General features: G+C 37.3%; 15 protein-coding genes. All 15 read right to left on the bottom strand.

Annotation, left to right across the window (positions count from 1 at the left end; genetic code table 11):
• Positions 1–103 precede the first annotated feature (103 nt).
• The 15 genes from fliD to SP041_RS07420 all read right to left on the bottom strand — a co-directional run bounded on the left by fliD (position 104) and on the right by SP041_RS07420 (position 16,788).
• Entirely contained in the window at positions 104–2,164 is a 2,061-nt protein-coding gene (gene fliD, locus SP041_RS07350; RefSeq protein ID WP_025563175.1) for a flagellar filament capping protein FliD, read from the bottom strand.
• A 306-nt stretch (positions 2,165–2,470) separates the two neighbouring features.
• Complete coding sequence (locus tag SP041_RS07355) at positions 2,471–2,905, bottom strand: flagellar protein FlaG (protein WP_025563174.1); 435 nt, start codon at positions 2,903–2,905, stop codon at positions 2,471–2,473.
• Between the two features lie 88 nt (positions 2,906–2,993).
• Positions 2,994–4,667, bottom strand: coding sequence for a flagellin (locus SP041_RS21350; RefSeq protein WP_025563173.1), 1,674 nt, complete (start codon positions 4,665–4,667; stop codon positions 2,994–2,996).
• Positions 4,668–5,076: 409 nt separating this feature from the next.
• Positions 5,077–5,763, bottom strand: coding sequence for a MaoC family dehydratase (locus tag SP041_RS07365; RefSeq protein ID WP_025563172.1), 687 nt, complete (start codon positions 5,761–5,763; stop codon positions 5,077–5,079).
• A gap of 30 nt (positions 5,764–5,793) precedes the next feature.
• Positions 5,794–6,498: an orotidine-5'-phosphate decarboxylase gene (pyrF, locus tag SP041_RS07370; RefSeq protein WP_025563171.1), complete on the bottom strand. Its 705-nt coding sequence runs from the start codon at positions 6,496–6,498 to the stop codon at positions 5,794–5,796.
• Between the two features lie 409 nt (positions 6,499–6,907).
• Complete coding sequence (lapB, locus tag SP041_RS07375; protein ID WP_025564955.1) at positions 6,908–8,080, bottom strand: lipopolysaccharide assembly protein LapB; 1,173 nt, start codon at positions 8,078–8,080, stop codon at positions 6,908–6,910.
• A gap of 6 nt (positions 8,081–8,086) precedes the next feature.
• Positions 8,087–8,374: a lipopolysaccharide assembly protein LapA domain-containing protein gene (locus SP041_RS07380; protein ID WP_025564956.1), complete on the bottom strand. Its 288-nt coding sequence runs from the start codon at positions 8,372–8,374 to the stop codon at positions 8,087–8,089.
• Between the two features lie 192 nt (positions 8,375–8,566).
• Complete coding sequence (gene ihfB / locus SP041_RS07385) at positions 8,567–8,854, bottom strand: integration host factor subunit beta (RefSeq protein ID WP_025564957.1); 288 nt, start codon at positions 8,852–8,854, stop codon at positions 8,567–8,569.
• Between the two features lie 81 nt (positions 8,855–8,935).
• The gene (gene rpsA, locus SP041_RS07390) at positions 8,936–10,606 is read right to left on the bottom strand and encodes a 30S ribosomal protein S1 (protein WP_025564958.1); all 1,671 of its coding nucleotides are present in this window, start codon (positions 10,604–10,606) and stop codon (positions 8,936–8,938) included.
• A gap of 103 nt (positions 10,607–10,709) precedes the next feature.
• Positions 10,710–11,396, bottom strand: a complete 687-nt coding sequence (cmk, locus tag SP041_RS07395; protein ID WP_025564959.1) for a (d)CMP kinase — start codon at positions 11,394–11,396, stop codon at positions 10,710–10,712.
• A 45-nt stretch (positions 11,397–11,441) separates the two neighbouring features.
• Positions 11,442–12,251, bottom strand: coding sequence for a VacJ family lipoprotein (locus SP041_RS07400; protein ID WP_081695404.1), 810 nt, complete (start codon positions 12,249–12,251; stop codon positions 11,442–11,444).
• Between the two features lie 218 nt (positions 12,252–12,469).
• Positions 12,470–13,777, bottom strand: coding sequence for a c-type cytochrome biogenesis protein CcmI (gene ccmI / locus SP041_RS07405; protein ID WP_025564961.1), 1,308 nt, complete (start codon positions 13,775–13,777; stop codon positions 12,470–12,472).
• The gene (locus tag SP041_RS07410; protein ID WP_205961182.1) at positions 13,777–14,265 is read right to left on the bottom strand and encodes a cytochrome c-type biogenesis protein; all 489 of its coding nucleotides are present in this window, start codon (positions 14,263–14,265) and stop codon (positions 13,777–13,779) included. The genes ccmI and SP041_RS07410 overlap by 1 nt, the downstream gene beginning before the upstream one ends.
• Positions 14,265–14,807 carry a DsbE family thiol:disulfide interchange protein gene (locus tag SP041_RS07415; RefSeq protein ID WP_025564964.1) on the bottom strand — a complete coding sequence of 181 codons (543 nt, stop codon included), beginning with the start codon at positions 14,805–14,807 and terminating at the stop codon, positions 14,265–14,267. The genes SP041_RS07410 and SP041_RS07415 overlap by 1 nt, the downstream gene beginning before the upstream one ends.
• On the bottom strand, positions 14,800–16,788 hold the full coding sequence (locus SP041_RS07420; protein ID WP_025564965.1) for a heme lyase CcmF/NrfE family subunit: 1,989 nt from the start codon (positions 16,786–16,788) through the stop codon (positions 14,800–14,802). The genes SP041_RS07415 and SP041_RS07420 overlap by 8 nt, the downstream gene beginning before the upstream one ends.
• Between the last annotated feature and the right edge of the window lie 15 nt (positions 16,789–16,803).

Consider the following 16,803-nt stretch of genomic DNA (forward strand, 5'->3'; position numbering starts at 1 on the left):
ATGCTAATTTTAATATTAAATACGAGTAAAGGGAATGAATCAATATTTATTGCCCCTATAAATAATTGTCTTTACTCGTTTTATCTAATTCGCCAAAAAACGATTAATTATTATTTGTATAGCCAGGTAATGAGTCTAAAGCCGAATCTAAGTAATCCATTAACGAGTTTAAGTTAGACACCGCAATATCCATGGCATTAAACTGCGTATATAAACGTTCTTCCAAGTTATCCATTCTATAATTTAAGGTGACCTCTTGCTCTTCCAATGAGGTAATTTCTTTGTATAACGAATCTAACTTACTATCAATAGTCGAACCACTACTACTGATATCACCATCGGTTGCACTGACATTAGAGTCAATAATGCCATCTAACGTATTGTCTAATAATGAACTTATTCCTTGAGAATAAGAAACAGTTCCTCTATTACCTAAGCCGCCACCAGTAATAACGGCTTGCAGGCCTTTTGAATCGCCTATATCAGATAACAGCGACTGGCCATCACCTAATGCAACATTTCCATCAATTAACCCTTCTACATCCTCACCATTAATGCCTCCAGCAACAGATAAACCTAATGCTGAAGCAAAAAAGCTAGCATCTTCAATTTCGGTTATTGCAACCGTTGAAGAGGAGCCGTAACTATTGGAGGTCATTGACAACATACCTGCACTTTCAAGAATGCTTGCATTGAGCCCATTCTCTACAAAATTAGTATCTGAATTAATTTTAGATTGAAGCTCAGTGGTAAACTCTTCAATGGTGTTATACGTCTTCGACGTTAACGTAATATCATCAGATAAAAAGCCATCTAAACGCATTTTAAAAGTATCATTACTTGAATCTATCGTTAATGGCACAGAGAAAGAAGATGACCCCGTTAATGCACCTTGAGTCGCTAATTTAGTAACCTCGATATCGTAGGCGCCTGGTATCGTAAAGCTACTTTTACTTTCATAATCAATAAATGAATCTGATGCGCCACCTGACGCAGTAAAAAATTCGGCAAGGCTTTCCATATCAGAAGCCATCACATTACTTAATGTTTCCGAATCGATTGATAACGTTCCATCTCGATTGGTTAGCATGCCGATATCAGCAAAACTACGCACTGCACCATCAAGATGAGATATAGAAGTATTTAAAATACCACGCATTTGATTTTTAATATTACGTACCGTTGAATCGCCACTTAGTATGCCATTGCTTTCTGAGTCCGCACCATAGGCGCTCAAGGTATTCATTTGTGCGATCGTGCTATTATAGTTTTCAACAAATGCATTAATTTGCTCTTCAACGGTACTGTTATCTGGGCTAATAGTTAAAGAAACAGTGCTTCCCACTTCAGTTTTACCACCAACGTTGAGCGTTACCCCTTCAATCACGTTTGCTATATCATTGGTTGGTCGAGTAATTTCAATGCCATTCATCATGATTTTAGCATCTTGAGCGACAGTGGTTTCGTCCATATGCTTGACACTACTAGAGTAAGTCAACGAAGAAAGACCTGAGGCATCTACATTATCACCATCATCATCAGCAACGGTTATTTGCAGAGCGTTCTCTGCGCCGGTTTCTTTATTGGTTAATATTAAACGGTAATTAGTACCATCATTGATAATAGAAGCTGACACACTATAATCACCCTCGTTAATCGCATCTCGCATTTTATCAAGCGAGTTATTAGCGGGATCAATGGTTAAGGTTTCAACCGCTTTATCAGGGTTAATTGAGAAAGAACCATCATCTTCATAAGTGCCGTAGCTAAAACTAATGGTGCCAGTGCCAATTTCAGACGTTGCTTCAGAATAAGAATTGGCAGACGAGGAAACAATACTTTGTGCTTGAGCTTGTTGTTCAACCTCAAAACTCCAGCTACCCGTTGCAGCACCGATACCGAGTGTTGCACTTATAATAGACTCATCACTACTCGTTGAACTAGTAGCAGAAAAAGTGGACGCTCGAGACAGGTCTGAATAGGAATCTTGAAAATCAGACAACGCACTGTTAATAGTACCAAAAGCTGAAATCATTTCGGTCGCTTCAGTGGCATCCGCTAATAAAGAAGCGGCAGCGGGATCTTGCTCGGCAGCAACAATGGCTGTGACAATACTATTGATATCAAGTCCAGAGCCTAAACCTGTTGATGTAATTGAAGTCATTGTTGTTCCTTAATCATTCACTGAATCTAATGTATTATTTCTTTGTGCGTTATTGATGTTATTAACGCTTTATAGTTTATGCTTATAAAGCAGTTAAGTTATTAACTTAATATGAAATGCAAAAAACAAGCCATCTTACTAACTGTAAAGTCAATTTAACTTAGTTCAGTAAACGAATTAACGAATTAATATAAACGCTTAATATAGGTAGTTAATATAGCGCTGTAATATCAAACCAAGGTAAAAACTAAAATCTATCGCATAAAATAACTAAGAGAAATGAAAGCTAAAACGTAATGCTAAAAGTCAAACCTTAGTATCAAATAAAATACCGGCAACATCATCCATTTTTTTACGTAATACCATTAAATCTTCTGATGGAATCTGGCGAATAACTTCATCATTTTCAGTGTCTTTAACCGTAATAACATTTTTACCTAAATCCTCATCCACCGAAAAAGATAAGTTTCGCTTCATTTCCTGTAAAAAACTATTCATCTCTTCTACTGTTTCAGATATTTCATCTGCAGTGAGCACCTTGGTTTCTTCATTATTTTCACGCTGATCAGAAGCAGCAGTCGCTTTTTCTATTTTATCTACATCATTACCTATTGTTAAAACGGAAGATGCAGCAGATTCTTTTGTCGATGATGCTGTTGATTGTATTGTAGCGTCTATTGGTTTTTCGGTGTTTACCGTTTGATTTCCCATGACAGGATTAGTGATATTGAGTTCTGACATAATCAACCTCTTTCAGTATCTCTATTAAGCAAAAAAGCCCCCTATCACTAGGGGGCTTTAAATCAATTACTTAGCTTACCCTAGTGGCTTAACCAAGTAGTGAAAGTACACTTTGTGCAGATGAGTTAGCTTGTGAAAGGATTGACGTACCCGCTTGTTGTAAGATTTGCGCTTTACTCATGTTAGAGGTTTCAGCAGCAAAATCGGCATCTTGAATACGAGAGTTAGAGGCAGATAGATTTTGAGAAACATTCTCTAAGTTAGAGATAGTTGAATCTAAACGGTTTTGAATCGCACCTAGACCCGCACGTGAAGCACTGATTTGAGCTAACGCATCATCAACTTTAGTGATCGTACTTGAAGCACCAGCCATCGTTGATACGTTTGTGCCTAATGAATCTATTTGTTTACCACCCATTTCAGTTGTCAATCCAAGCTTAGCCAGTGCAGCTGTACGTTCAGTTTGAGTTGCCGCATTTGAGCCGATTTCGATTCCCTTACCAGGTTCAGCTGAGAATGTTAAAGCATCAGCACTTAATGTAACACCTGTTTGATCACTATATGAATTTATATGTGCAGCTATATCCGCAGGAGAAGCAGCAGTAGAAGCTGCGATTTCAACACCATTAATAGTGAGTGCATCAGCATCAGTGAAAGCACCAGCACCGGCAGTTGCAACTACCATTGAGTCTGCACCATTTGATTTTTCAAATCCACCAACAGCTAAACCTGCAGCAGTACCTGTAACAGCAATTGGTTCATCAGAAACACTATCTAAAGCTAGATAACCACTATATGTACCAGCTGCAATACCAGAACCGGCAATATCGCCTCCCGTTCCCACAGCAACAGTGATATCTTCCCCTGTATCATTAGTCATAATGAGTTCACCATCATCACCTATAGAAGCATTCACCCCCTCTACATCACGATTAATCGTTTCTACTAAGTTATCCATAGAAGACGTTGCCCCTAGTTCAACTGCTGCACCAGTCCCAACTTGAATCGACATACCACTTGTAATACCATCAACAGTAGTACTTTCATGGTCACCTTGAACAACGTTGTATGCGCTTGCTGTAACACCACTTTCAGCAGTATCTAAGTTAATCGCTTTAGCAATATCAGTTGCAGAAGCGCTGTCAGAAGCAGCCACATCAACACCATTAATTAATAGATCGCCAGCAGTACCCGTTGTTACTGCAGTAACACGTCCACTATTTAATTCATCTTTGTTTAAACCACCATTCAAACCAAGATCATTTGTTGTTACAGAATCAATTGAAAAACTCAATGTTTGACCTTCGTTAGCACCAATTTGTAAGGTAGTTGACCCCATAGTACCATCTAGTAATTTCTTACCATTAAACTCTGTTGTATCTGCAATACGGTCAAGTTCTTGGTGTAGTTGATCGACCTCTTCTTGAATTGCACCACGGTTTTCTGCAGAGTTTGTATCATTGGCAGATTGAACCGATAATTCACGCATACGTTGTAGGATATTGGTCATTTCATCCATCGCACCCTCGGCAGTTTGTGCCATTGAGATACCGTCATTTGAGTTACGTACTGCTTGATTCAAACCTGTGATTTGAGAATTCATATTGGTTGAAATCGCAAGGCCGGCTGCATCATCTTTTGCGCTGTTAATACGCAAACCAGAAGATAGACGTTCCATTGCTTCGTTAGACGCCATTTGTGTTTTGCCTAATTGACGTTGTGCATTAAGCGACATTACATTTGTGTTTACTACTGATGCCATGATGAGCTCCTTGGTTTATTTGTTCCCTAACTTCGCTGAGTGAAGTTAGGATTAAGTATTTGTTGGTGCATATATTCTTTATCGACCGCTTAAAAAATAACTTTAATGTTTTTCAACTATTTTTTTAAACTATGCTTTTAAACTATGTTTTTAAACTATTGTTTATTTTGCTTACTTTCTGTTGTTGATATTAATGAAGTAAAGCAACGGTTCATTTTTAAAACAGTCGATGTTCAGACTTAATAACTGTATCGACTCGCTCAATAATTTCTTTAGGGCTTTTTGGAAATAAAGTGGTATTTTTTTAGAGGTAATAAAAAAGGCGTTAGATCTTATCGATCTAACGCCTTTTAAAAATAAGTTTATATTAATTTAACTTATTGAATTAAAATAGCTTATTTTAATTAGTTTAGAAGTAAACTCGCACAACAGATACGGCAACACAGCCAGGGCGACGTGTGCCTTGTATTTCAACTGAGATCTCTTTTTCAATCTCTAAACCACGTTTGATAGGTGAAACTTTAATTAAACGACTGTGCGCGCGTATCACACTACCCGTTTTAACAGGATACGGAAAACGTACTTGGTTAAGGCCATAATTAACGGTCATTTTAGCATTCGCATAAGCGGGGCGGCTTGCATCAACGCTATCGGTTAAGTAAGGCAATAAAGATAACGTTAAAAATCCATGCGCAATAGTAGTTTTAAAAGGCGATTCTTTTTCAGCGCGTTCAACATCATTATGTAACCATTGATGATCTCGGGTGACATTTGCAAACTGGTCAACACAATTCTGGCTGATCGTTAACCACTCACCCACGTGCACTTCATCACCAATTCTTGATTGAAGGCATAAATAGAGTTCACGCGCTTCCGATGAAACTTGAATAGGTTTTTGAGCAACTTTAACTGAGCGACCATTTTCTAAAACTGAATATTCTTTCACCCATGACAATAAATGAGCACGTTTATAGTGCGCATTTTTAAGAAAAAGAGAGTAATAGTCACGAACTGCAGGAGACATCCACTGCTTAAAATCAAAAGCAAACTTTTGCATAAAGTCCGCTTTGTATTTAGTAATATCAAGTTTTTTCATAAAAAAGGATCTTTCCTTAACTCTCTGACATTAATTCAATGATGCATTAATATCGTTTAGTACTGCAACAGGATCTGTTGCTTGTGTTATAGGGCGACCAATCACTAAATAATCAGAACCACTATCGATTGCTTGCTTTGGCGTTTTAATACGACGTTGATCACCTGCATCTGATCCCGCGGGGCGAATACCAGGTGTAATTAATTTAAATGAGGCACCTAATAACGCTTTAAGTTCTTCCGCTTCATGTGAAGAACAAACAACACCATCTAAGCCTGATGACTTAGTTAATGTAGCAAGACGCTTCACTTGCTCTGCAGGTGTCAGGTTGATGCCTAACTCTGTTAGATCACTTTGATCCATACTGGTTAAAACAGTGACCGCAATTAGTAAAGGAGCTTTATCGCCATAAGGTTCTAAAATTGCTTTAGCTGCTTCCATCATACGGCGCCCACCACTGGCATGTACGTTAACCATCCATACACCAAGATCAGCTGCCGCTTTAACGGCTTTAGCCACTGTATTTGGAATATCATGAAATTTTAAATCTAAAAATACGTCAAATCCTTTTGCGACAACAAGCTGTACAAATTCAGGTCCAAAATGTGTAAACATTTCTTTACCGATTTTTAGGCGACATGTACTTGGATCTAATTGCTCTATAAAAGCCAATGCTTGTTGTTTGTCATCATAATCTAATGCGATAACAACTTTAGGATCAGTTAGCTGATTCATTTTTTTTCCTATCTAAACAGTTTGTAAGCAATATTAAGTTTTGTAATCAATACTATGTTGTGTCATCAATGTTACGTTTTGTCATCAATGTTACGTTTTGTCATCAATGCTACGTTTTGTCATCAATGCTACGTTTTGTCATCAATGCTACGTTTTGTCATCAATGCTACGTTGTGTCATCAATGCTACGTTGTGTCATCAATGCTACGTTTTGTCATCAATGCTACGTTTTGTCATCAATGCTACGTTTTGTCATCAATGCTACGTTTTGTCATCAATGCTACGTTGTGTCATCAATGCTACGTTGTGTCATCAATGCTACGTTGTGTCATCAATGCTACGTTGTGTCATCGATGCTACGTTTTGTAATCAATGCTACGTTTTGTAATCAATGCGACGTTACAATATTTTATTCGCCGTCTAAGCCTCTGATCGGCTTAATTCTTCCCCAACTTTTACAGGATGGACATTGCCAAAATAGCTTTTTAGTCGAATAACCGCATTTTTGACAACGATATTGTGGCCTCAATGTAATTTGTTCACTTACTAGCTTATGCAAAAACACTAAACTTTCTTTTTCGTTATCAGACTGTGCTAGTTGCAAATGATAGGTCATTAAATGATTAAAGCCTTTCATGGTCGGATTACGGCGTAATTCTTGTAGCATAAAATTTTGTGCTTTTTCGACACTATTAAACTCAGCAATTAATTTAGCCAATAGTATGACCGCGCTGGCCCCTGCCCCTAAATTAACAATACGTTGTAAATAGGTAATTAATTCTTGTTCTGTCTTCAGTTGTTTATGTAGCGCATATAAGTTTTCTAAAATGACTTCTGTGAAGTCAATATCTAACTCAGGTACTTGTTCTAGGATACTAAGCGCTTTTTCTGGTTGCTGGTTTTGTTCATAATATTCAGCCATCGCTAAACAGGCGCGGATACACTTAGGAAAAGTCACTAATGCTTTTTGATATAGCTTAATGGCTTGTTTTTGTTGTTCTGGTTTTTTCATTTCGCAAGCTAAACTGCAGTACAAATAAGATAGCGTTCTAGGTTTCGCTTTTGATTTATCGATCTTATTCATTAATTCGGTGCAATTAATTGCTTCTTGCCAATCTTTTAATTGTTGGTAAATAAGCAATAAATTTTCTAGTGCTGCTTGTTTATATTCAGGTGACTCTTTAAGTTGAATGAAGATTTCTTCACTACGATCAAACAAGCCTGAATGATAGAAGTCTTTTCCTAATTGAAACATCGCTAAATCACGCTGCTCTAATGTCAAAGACGGACGAGCAATAAGATTTTGATGGATACGTATAGCACGATCTACTTCGCCGTTTTGACGAAATAAGTTACCTAATGCGAGATGCGTTTCAATAGTTTCATCATCCACATCGAGTAAAGCAATAAAATGGTCGACGGCTTTGTCAGGTTGTTCGTTTAATAAAAAGTTTAAACCTTGAACGTAATCTCGACTTAATTGGTTGCCTTTTTTTTGCTTTTTTTGATAAACGCTACGCACACCCATATACCAACCATAAAAGGCAGCAACAGGTAACAATAAGAAAAAAATCTCTTGCACTAAGAGTTAATCTTTTTCAATGCTATCACGTAGATCATTAAGCTCTCTACGTTGCTTTACATTCAATTTAGTTAGTTGACGAATTTTCATTTTCTGCGCCAAGTAAAAGTAACTCGCAAAACATAATGCAATAGCAAATCCAACGGAGAATATAATCGCCATTAAAGTGGATAGACGTAATTCATTTTGCGCAATGAGGTAGTTTATTGTGACAAGTTGTTGGTTTTGTAAACCCAAGACAATCACGACAATAAAAAACACCACTGTGATTAATATAGTTAGAAAACGTTTCATACTGATACCTACACAAGAATAAGAAGTAATGAGTGTATTATAAATCAATCAGGGAATAAATCATTGAAATGAATCGTTTAACATTATTGACTCAGATAGTGATCAAATTGGTATAGTTAGATGATAAATACTCAGAAAAGAGTAGATAGAAATTGAAGTTAAAAAAATGGTGCTTTTCAGCACCATTTATATTTAGACATTTAACGCATTAACACGTTCTCTCAATGCTTTACCCGGTTTGAAGTGAGGAACATATTTACCGCCTAGCTCAACCTTATCACCTGTTTTAGGGTTACGGCCAACGCGTGGAGCACGGTAATGTAGTGAAAAACTACCAAAACCTCTAACTTCAATTCTTTCGCCAGAAGCAAGAGAATTGGTCATTAGCGTTAACGTTTCTTTCACGCTATCTTCAACTTCTTTAACCGACAATTGAAAGTGTTTGCTGGTTAGTCTTTCGATCAAATCAGACTTAGTCATAACTTACCTCGTATTATGTGAATACAAATTAAAAAGACTCCAGTTAATGCTTTAAATGTGGCCGTTACCAGCCACATCTAATTATTTGCCTTTAGCAGCGTTAAACGCGTCAAGCATTGCATTACCCATGCTTGCTTCGTCTTGTTGCTTCAAGCTATCGATAGCATCTTTCTCATCTGCTTCATCTTTAGCTTTGATAGACAAGCTGATTACGCGGTTTTTGCGATCAACACCAACGTATTTAGCTTCAACAGGCTCACCAGCTTTTAATACTGTAGATGCATCTTCGATACGATCACGTGAGATATCAGCAACACGGATGTAACCTTCAACGCCTTCAGTAAGAGTAACAGTTGCACCCTTAGCATCAACTTCAGAAATAGTACCATTAACAATAGTACCTTTCTTGAATTCTGCTAGGTAGTTGTTGAATGGGTCAGCAGCAATTTGCTTGATACCTAGAGAGATACGTTCGCGCTCTGGGTCAACTTGTAATACAACAGCTTCGATTTCGTCGCCTTTTTTGTAATCAAGTACTGCTTTTTCGCCTTCAACTTCCCAGCTAATGTCAGAAAGGTGAACTAGACCGTCGATGTTGCCATCAAGACCGATGAAGATACCGAAGTCAGTGATAGATTTAATCTTACCAGAAACTTTTTGACCTTTATCGTGTGTTGAAGAGAACTCTTCCCACGGGTTAGCTTTACACTGTTTAAGACCTAGAGAGATACGACGACGTTCTTCGTCGATGTCTAGAACCATAACTTCAGCCATATCACCTAAGTTAACAACTTTAGATGGGTGGATGTTTTTGTTAGTCCAATCCATTTCAGAAACGTGAACAAGACCTTCTACGCCTTCTTCAATTTCTACGAAACAACCGTAATCAGTTAAGTTTGTCACTTTACCAGTTAGACGAGTTGATTCTGGGTAACGCTTAGCGATTGCAACCCATGGATCTTCACCTAATTGCTTAAGACCTAGAGATACACGAGTGCGCTCACGGTCAAACTTAAGGATTTTAACGTTGATTTCTTCACCAACAGTTACGATTTCACTTGGGTGTTTAACACGCTTCCAAGCCATATCTGTGATATGTAATAGGCCGTCTACGCCGCCTAAGTCTACGAATGCACCGTAGTCAGTAAGGTTCTTAACGATACCTTTAACTTCTTGACCTTCTTGAAGATTTTCAAGAAGTTCATCACGTTCAACACTGTTTTCAGTTTCGATAACAGCACGACGAGATACAACAACGTTGTTGCGTTTTTGGTCTAGCTTGATCACTTTGAATTCAATATCTTTGTTTTCAAGGTGAGCAGTGTCACGTACCGGACGTACGTCAACTAATGAACCAGGTAGGAAAGCACGGATACCGTTTAATTCAACAGTGAAACCACCTTTAACTTTACCGTTGATAACACCGATAACAGTTTCTTGGTCTTCGTACGCTTTTTCTAACTGGATCCAAGCTTCGTGACGTTTAGCTTTTTCGCGAGAAAGTTTAGTTTCACCGAAACCATCTTCTACAGCGTCTAGAGCTACATCACAAACATCGCCAACTTCAACTTCAATTTCGCCAGCAGCGTTCTTGAATTCTTCAACTGGGATAGCAGCTTCAGATTTAAGACCAGCATCAACGAATACTAAATTATTGCTAATACGTACGATTGTACCTTTAACAATTGTTCCTGGGCGAGTTTCTACTTGTTGAAGAGATTCTTCAAATAGTTCAGCAAAAGATTCCATCATCTATTTATTCACACTTATTTTATACAACCACATACAATCCATTCGTACGGGAGGCAAGAAAGATTACCACTTCATCCATAAAGTAGTTTTAGTAAACAACTGATTATTCAGTTGAAATTTTTAATTTAAGTTCAGTTAAAGTCAGGATTTGTTCGACCACTTCATTAATAGTTAATTCAGTAGAATCGATAACAAATGCATCATCTGCAGGCTGTAATGGAGCAATTGCTCGGTTACGGTCTCGATAATCACGTTCTTTAATCTCGCTTAAAATTTGCGCGATGCTAACATTAAAGCCCTTATCTTGCAACTGATTAAAACGGCGTTGGGCTCGCTCTTCAGCACTCGCATCGAGGAAAATTTTAACTTTAGCCTCAGGAAAGACAACCGTTCCCATGTCTCGACCATCTGCAATTAGACCTGGTTTTTGTAAGAATGCTTTTTGTCTTGCTAACAATGCAGATCGTACCAGCTCGATAGAAGCAACCTCAGAAGCAGCTTGACCAACGACTTCAGTACGTAATTTATCACCGATGTTTTTACCGGCTAATAAGGTATCAACACCACTGCCATTTGACACAAAAGAAACATCAAGTGTTAAGGCTAAATCGGCTAACTTTTCAGAGTCAGTTAACAGGATATTGTTTTCTAATGCAGCATAAGCAAGAATACGGTAGAGCGCTCCACTATCTAACAAATGCCATTGTAATTTTTTAGCTAAGATATGGCATACCGTGCCTTTACCTGATCCACTTGGACCATCGATAGTAATTAAATTTGAAACTGACATAGTCACTCCGAGCCTGTTATTAAATATGTATTGTGGTACTAACCGTTAATCTATTTCGTCTAAGAAATCACTAAGATTTTCATCGGTTTTTTTCTGTGATTCTTGCTGTTTTAATAGAATAAAATCATCAGTACTTTGACCATTAGCATTAAATTTAAATGCCTCAAACTGCATATAAGCTTCTTTTACAAAAGTATAAGGGTCTAATGATTGTTCAAGTAATATTTCTTGACCTAATAATCCTTCACGAACATCTAAACCATTAAGCCCCATCACAACACCTGTTTGCCATAGTTCAAAGTAACTGTAAGGTAAATATAAACTGTCAACAACACTACCGACTAAAATACGTGTACTGCGAGGTCCTATAAAAGGCACCATTAAGTAAGGTCCATGTGGAACAGACCAACGACCTAAAACATTGCTAAAACTTTCTCTACGACGTTCTACACCACCGTATTTTGCCACATCAAACAAACCTAACAAACCAAAGGTTGAATTAAAGGTAAAACGAAATAATGCATCTGTCGCATGCCCAAACTCTAACTGTAATAAGTTATTCACAATAGTAGAAGGCTCATCTAGATTTAATACCATATTATTAATGGCAACTCGTCCGGCTTTAGGTACCCAATCAACATAGGTTTCTGTCACTGGTTTATAAATATAACCATCTAATACATAATAGTTAAAATCCCATACTAAACGATTCACTGGTTCGATAGGGTCGCTCATATAAGTTGAATCGTTACCCTGCACCGTTTGAGCGGATACTGCAAAACTAGTGGAGAATAAAAAAACAAATAATAAATGTCGTATAAACATATCAAGTATCCAAGTAGTGTTTTTAATCATTAAGCGTCATTGCTATTTGATTTTGTCATTAGTTTACTTTAAAAAATAAATTAATGACAAAATCAAACAATTTTAACATAAACTAAATAACGTGTTAGATCAGCAATACTTACCTTATAACAAGTATTGCTGATTATTATTAACCGTTACGTTTTCATTATTAATAGTTAAGTTTAAATAGTTAAGTTGAAATTTGTATTAATAAATTTAAAGAGATTCTAAGATTGCTGATCAATTTTAATATTAATCAAATTCTCTTCTCCGGCATTAATAACACCGCTTTCACCAGACCACTGACCAACATCTTTATTCACTGTACCGTCAGCTGATATACGAGCTTTAATAATAAATTGAGGATGATCACTTAATTTAATACCTTGCATCATGGCATTAGCATCAGACAAAACAACCTTCACAGGGAATGTACTTATAGGTAACTTAATGGCAGCAATAGGCATAGGTGAACCATTCACTGACTGAGCATAGACAAATAACGTGCTATTTTTTGCATAGTTAACTTGCTCTGACAACGAAACATTCACTTCATAAGCCGCGCCAATAATAGCCGGTGCATCATTGTTTTGCTCTACGCCACTTTGCTCTGCAGATACGGTTTTTTGTTCTACTTGCTCAGGCTGTTTCTGTAATGCTAATTGCTCTTGAGCATAAGCAATGCTGTTTTTTAACATGCTTGCCTTCTCACTACTTTGATCAACCAAAGCTAACATTTTTTGCCAACGTTCGATTGCCCCTACAAAGTTTTCCTGTTGCAAGGCCATAAAGCCATACATTGACCAACCTTCATAATTATCAGGATATTTCTGTAAAAAACGATTTAACATCGACTCTGCTGTTGCTTGTGAATACTCATCACCGAGTTTCATTTTTAATTCGATGTATTCTAATTCGATTTCTGCATTATTAGGAGCAGCTTGAATGGCTTTTTTAATCGCATCTAATGCGAGTTCTTTATCTTTAAACACACGTCCTAATCGACTGTATAACACCCAGCCTTGAGCATCGTTTGGTTCATTCTCTAAGTGTGTTCTTAAACCTAACATGAGGTCTTCTAATTCTTTTTCATTAGGTGTCGAATCATTATCTTCGAATAATTTTTTGTGAATTTCAGGATAACGTTGTAATGCTCCCTGCCAATCATTCATTTCTTTAAACGCCCCCACTGACCAATATAAACTAAGACTAGCGAGTATTAAAAAAACAACACCAGGGATCCAAATACGCTGTGAATTATTTTGCTGACTTTGTTTACTCGAAACAGTGTCATCGATGTCATCAAGTAAATTGTATTGAAGTTCAGCAATCATAGTGTCTTTATCAATGACCACGCCTTGCTGAATATCATCTTCAACTTCTTTAACACGAATATCATAAAGCTCATGGTTAAGTTGATTTCGTCTTTCTTGAGTCGTGCTTTGATTCGATTTATCACGAGTAAAATGAATCGCTATCACGACACTAAAAATCACCAACAATAACAAAGCGGCAATAACAAACTGTAATATCATTATTTCGTATCCTTAACATGCTGCTTTAACAACTTCTGTAACTTTTCTTGTTCTTCTGTATCTAAAACGGTTGCTTTAGTGGGTTGTTTTTTAATTTGTCGAAACAAAACCAATAAACCAAAAATAATAAACAGTGCAGGACCTAACCATAAAAAGATGGTGATAGGTGTTACAGGTGGATCATAACGAACAAAATTGCCAAAACGCGCCACCATATAATCAATGACTTGTTCTTTCGTTTGCCCTTGTGTCACTAACTCGTATGTCTTATTACGGAGATCTTTTGCTAATTCAGCATTCGAGTCTGCAATATTATTGTTCTGACATTTAGGGCAACGTAATAACTTAGTCAACTCATGAAAAGTTTTCTCTTGTTGAGCATTATCAAATTCAAAGGTATCTATTGCCGCTTGGCTATTATGGCTAAATAACATTAAGCTAAAAGAAAGCATTAAAGCCATTAACATACTGTTTTTATTAAAGGTCATTATTCCATACCCTCATAAATTGCAAGCAATTTATCATTCCAAACCTTCTCATTTAAATCCCCAACATGACGGTATTGAATGATCCCTTTGCTATCAATTAAAAAGGTTTCAGGCGCACCATAAACACCCAGATCCATTCCTAGCATGCCATTTTGGTCAAATAAACTAATTTGGTAAGGGTCATTTAAATCATTCAACCAGCGGATTGCTTTTTTACGATTATCTTTATAATTCATACCAACAATATACAAACCTTGTTTAGCTAATTTATTAAGGTACGTGTGCTCTGCATAACAAGTTGGGCACCATGTTGCCCAGACGTTTAGCAACATTTTTTGACCTTTAAAAATACTCGCGTCATATTGTTTATTTTCGTCGTAAATATCTTGTAAAGTAAAAGCAGGGACAGTTTGTCCGACCAATGCAGAATCCAATTTACTTGGATCGCTGCCTTTTAATAATGGTGTTGCTAACAATACAGCGCCTATAATAAAGATGATAAAAGGGACTAACAGTGTTAATACTCGGCGTTTATTAAGCATTCTCTGTTCCTTCTTTATCAGTCGTCATCGGATCCTGATCGGCGTTTTCTTTTTTACTACGGTAACGTCTATCACACATCATCAATATGCCACCAAATGCCATGATTAATGGCCCTAACCAAATCCAACGAATAAACGGTTTATAATAAATTCGAACTGCCCATGCACCATCAGGTAATTGTTCACCCATTGCGATATACAAGTCACGTGTTATACCTGCATCAATAGCCGCTTCTGTCATTGGCATACGTTGTACCGTATAAAGTCGTTTTTCCGCTTTCATTACTGCAATTTGTTTTTGATCTTGTTTAACCGTAAAAATACCTACTGTGCCCGTATAATTTGGACCGTTAAGTGGTTTTACTTGGTCGAAGTGGAAATCATAATGCTCAAAGGTAATATGGTCACCTACCGCTAACTTAATATCTTTTTCGATAGAAAAATTTTGTGTCATGGTAATGCCAATAATGATCACTGCTAAGCCAAGGTGCCCAAGACTCATCGCCCAATGACTGTTACCTAATTTCATCACACCTTTACTAAATGCATGGCGATGCGTTGAACGTAAATAAATTTCGTAAACAACGGCAACAATTATCCAAAATCCTAAGAAAGTACCTAATACTGCTAACCAAGTCAGGAATGGTGCAAATACAAATAAGAAAGCAATCGTCGATAGCACACTTAAAATTAAAATAAGTGATAACGGTTTTTTCAAATCATTTAGTTGCTGACGCTTCCAACGGAACAATGAACCAACACCTAAAAACAAGGAAAATGGCACAATCAAAATGGTAAACATACGATTAAAGAACGGTTCGCCGATAGAGATACTGCCTAAGCCAATCTCTTTATGCACAAGTGGTAATAAAGTGCCTAATAACACCACGATCAATGCGGCAATTAACAAGATGTTATTGATCAACAACATGCTTTCTCTTGATGCTAATTCATAACGTCCACGGCTTTTCACTTTTGAAGCTTGTATCGCGTACAATAATAATGAACCGCCAATAACCAGCACTAAGAAGCCTAAAATAAATAGACCACGTGTTGGATCACTAGCAAACGCATGTACTGAAACCAATACACCAGAACGAACGAGGAAAGTACCTAATAAACTTAATGAAAATGCACTTAACGCCAGTAATACAGTCCATGATTTAAAGACACCACGTTTTTCACTCACTGCTAATGAATGGATCAAAGCAGTACCTGCTAACCAAGGCATAAATGAAGCGTTTTCTACTGGATCCCAGAACCACCATCCGCCCCAGCCTAATTCGTAGTATGCCCACCAACTGCCCAGTGCAATACCAACTGTCAAGAAGACCCATGCGGCCATTGTCCAAGGACGAGACCATTTAGCCCAAGCACTATCTAAACGTCCTTCAAGCAAAGCGGCAATAGCAAAAGCGAAGGCAACAGAGAATCCGACATAACCCATATAAAGCATAGGAGGATGAATAACTAAACCAAAGTCTTGTAATAATGGGTTTAAATCACGCCCATCAATCGGGAAATACGGCAAAGTACGTTCGAAAGGATTAGACGTTAAAATAACAAACAGATAAAACCCAAAAGATAACAAACCTAATACTGCAAGCACTCGAGCCACTGACTCAATAGGCAAACGCTTACTCATTAAGGCGACGGCAATGCTCCACCCTGATAAAAGGAAAACCCACAGCAATAATGACCCTTCATGTGCTCCCCATACGGCAGACAATCGAAAATACCAAGGCATTGCAGAGTTAGAGTTAGTCGCAATATACCCAATCGTAAAGTCATTAATTAAAAAAGAATAAGCTAAAATTGCAAAAGAAAAAGCAACGGCGATAAATTGTAAAATAGTAAGAATTCTAGCGCTACGAATAGCACCTTGATGGCCAGTTTGAACACCATATAATGGATAAACCATTTGTAAAAATGACAGTACACACGCCAAAATTAAAGTAAATTGACCAATTTCAGGAAGCATTAATCTAACCCTTTT

This window comes from Psychromonas sp. SP041, from assembly GCF_000470315.2.
Lineage (GTDB): Bacteria > Pseudomonadota > Gammaproteobacteria > Enterobacterales > Psychromonadaceae > Psychromonas.

What these genes read in the sequence shown, in the direction of transcription:
- SP041_RS07380 (WP_025564956.1), bottom strand. Translation starts at nt 8,374, where the DNA reads ATGAAACGTTTTCTAACTATATTAATCACAGTGGTGTTTTTTATTGTC.
- pyrF (WP_025563171.1), bottom strand. Translation starts at nt 6,498, where the DNA reads ATGAATCAGCTAACTGATCCTAAAGTTGTTATCGCATTAGATTATGAT.
- cmk (WP_025564959.1), bottom strand. Translation starts at nt 11,396, where the DNA reads ATGTCAGTTTCAAATTTAATTACTATCGATGGTCCAAGTGGATCAGGT.
- SP041_RS07365 (WP_025563172.1), bottom strand. Translation starts at nt 5,763, where the DNA reads ATGAAAAAACTTGATATTACTAAATACAAAGCGGACTTTATGCAAAAG.
- SP041_RS07410 (WP_205961182.1), bottom strand. Translation starts at nt 14,265, where the DNA reads ATGACCTTTAATAAAAACAGTATGTTAATGGCTTTAATGCTTTCTTTT.
- SP041_RS07355 (WP_025563174.1), bottom strand. Translation starts at nt 2,905, where the DNA reads ATGTCAGAACTCAATATCACTAATCCTGTCATGGGAAATCAAACGGTA.
- ccmI (WP_025564961.1), bottom strand. Translation starts at nt 13,777, where the DNA reads ATGATATTACAGTTTGTTATTGCCGCTTTGTTATTGTTGGTGATTTTT.
- rpsA (WP_025564958.1), bottom strand. Translation starts at nt 10,606, where the DNA reads ATGATGGAATCTTTTGCTGAACTATTTGAAGAATCTCTTCAACAAGTA.
- SP041_RS07400 (WP_081695404.1), bottom strand. Translation starts at nt 12,251, where the DNA reads ATGATTAAAAACACTACTTGGATACTTGATATGTTTATACGACATTTA.
- SP041_RS07415 (WP_025564964.1), bottom strand. Translation starts at nt 14,807, where the DNA reads ATGCTTAATAAACGCCGAGTATTAACACTGTTAGTCCCTTTTATCATC.
- ihfB (WP_025564957.1), bottom strand. Translation starts at nt 8,854, where the DNA reads ATGACTAAGTCTGATTTGATCGAAAGACTAACCAGCAAACACTTTCAA.
- fliD (WP_025563175.1), bottom strand. Translation starts at nt 2,164, where the DNA reads ATGACTTCAATTACATCAACAGGTTTAGGCTCTGGACTTGATATCAAT.
- SP041_RS07420 (WP_025564965.1), bottom strand. Translation starts at nt 16,788, where the DNA reads ATGCTTCCTGAAATTGGTCAATTTACTTTAATTTTGGCGTGTGTACTG.
- SP041_RS21350 (WP_025563173.1), bottom strand. Translation starts at nt 4,667, where the DNA reads ATGGCATCAGTAGTAAACACAAATGTAATGTCGCTTAATGCACAACGT.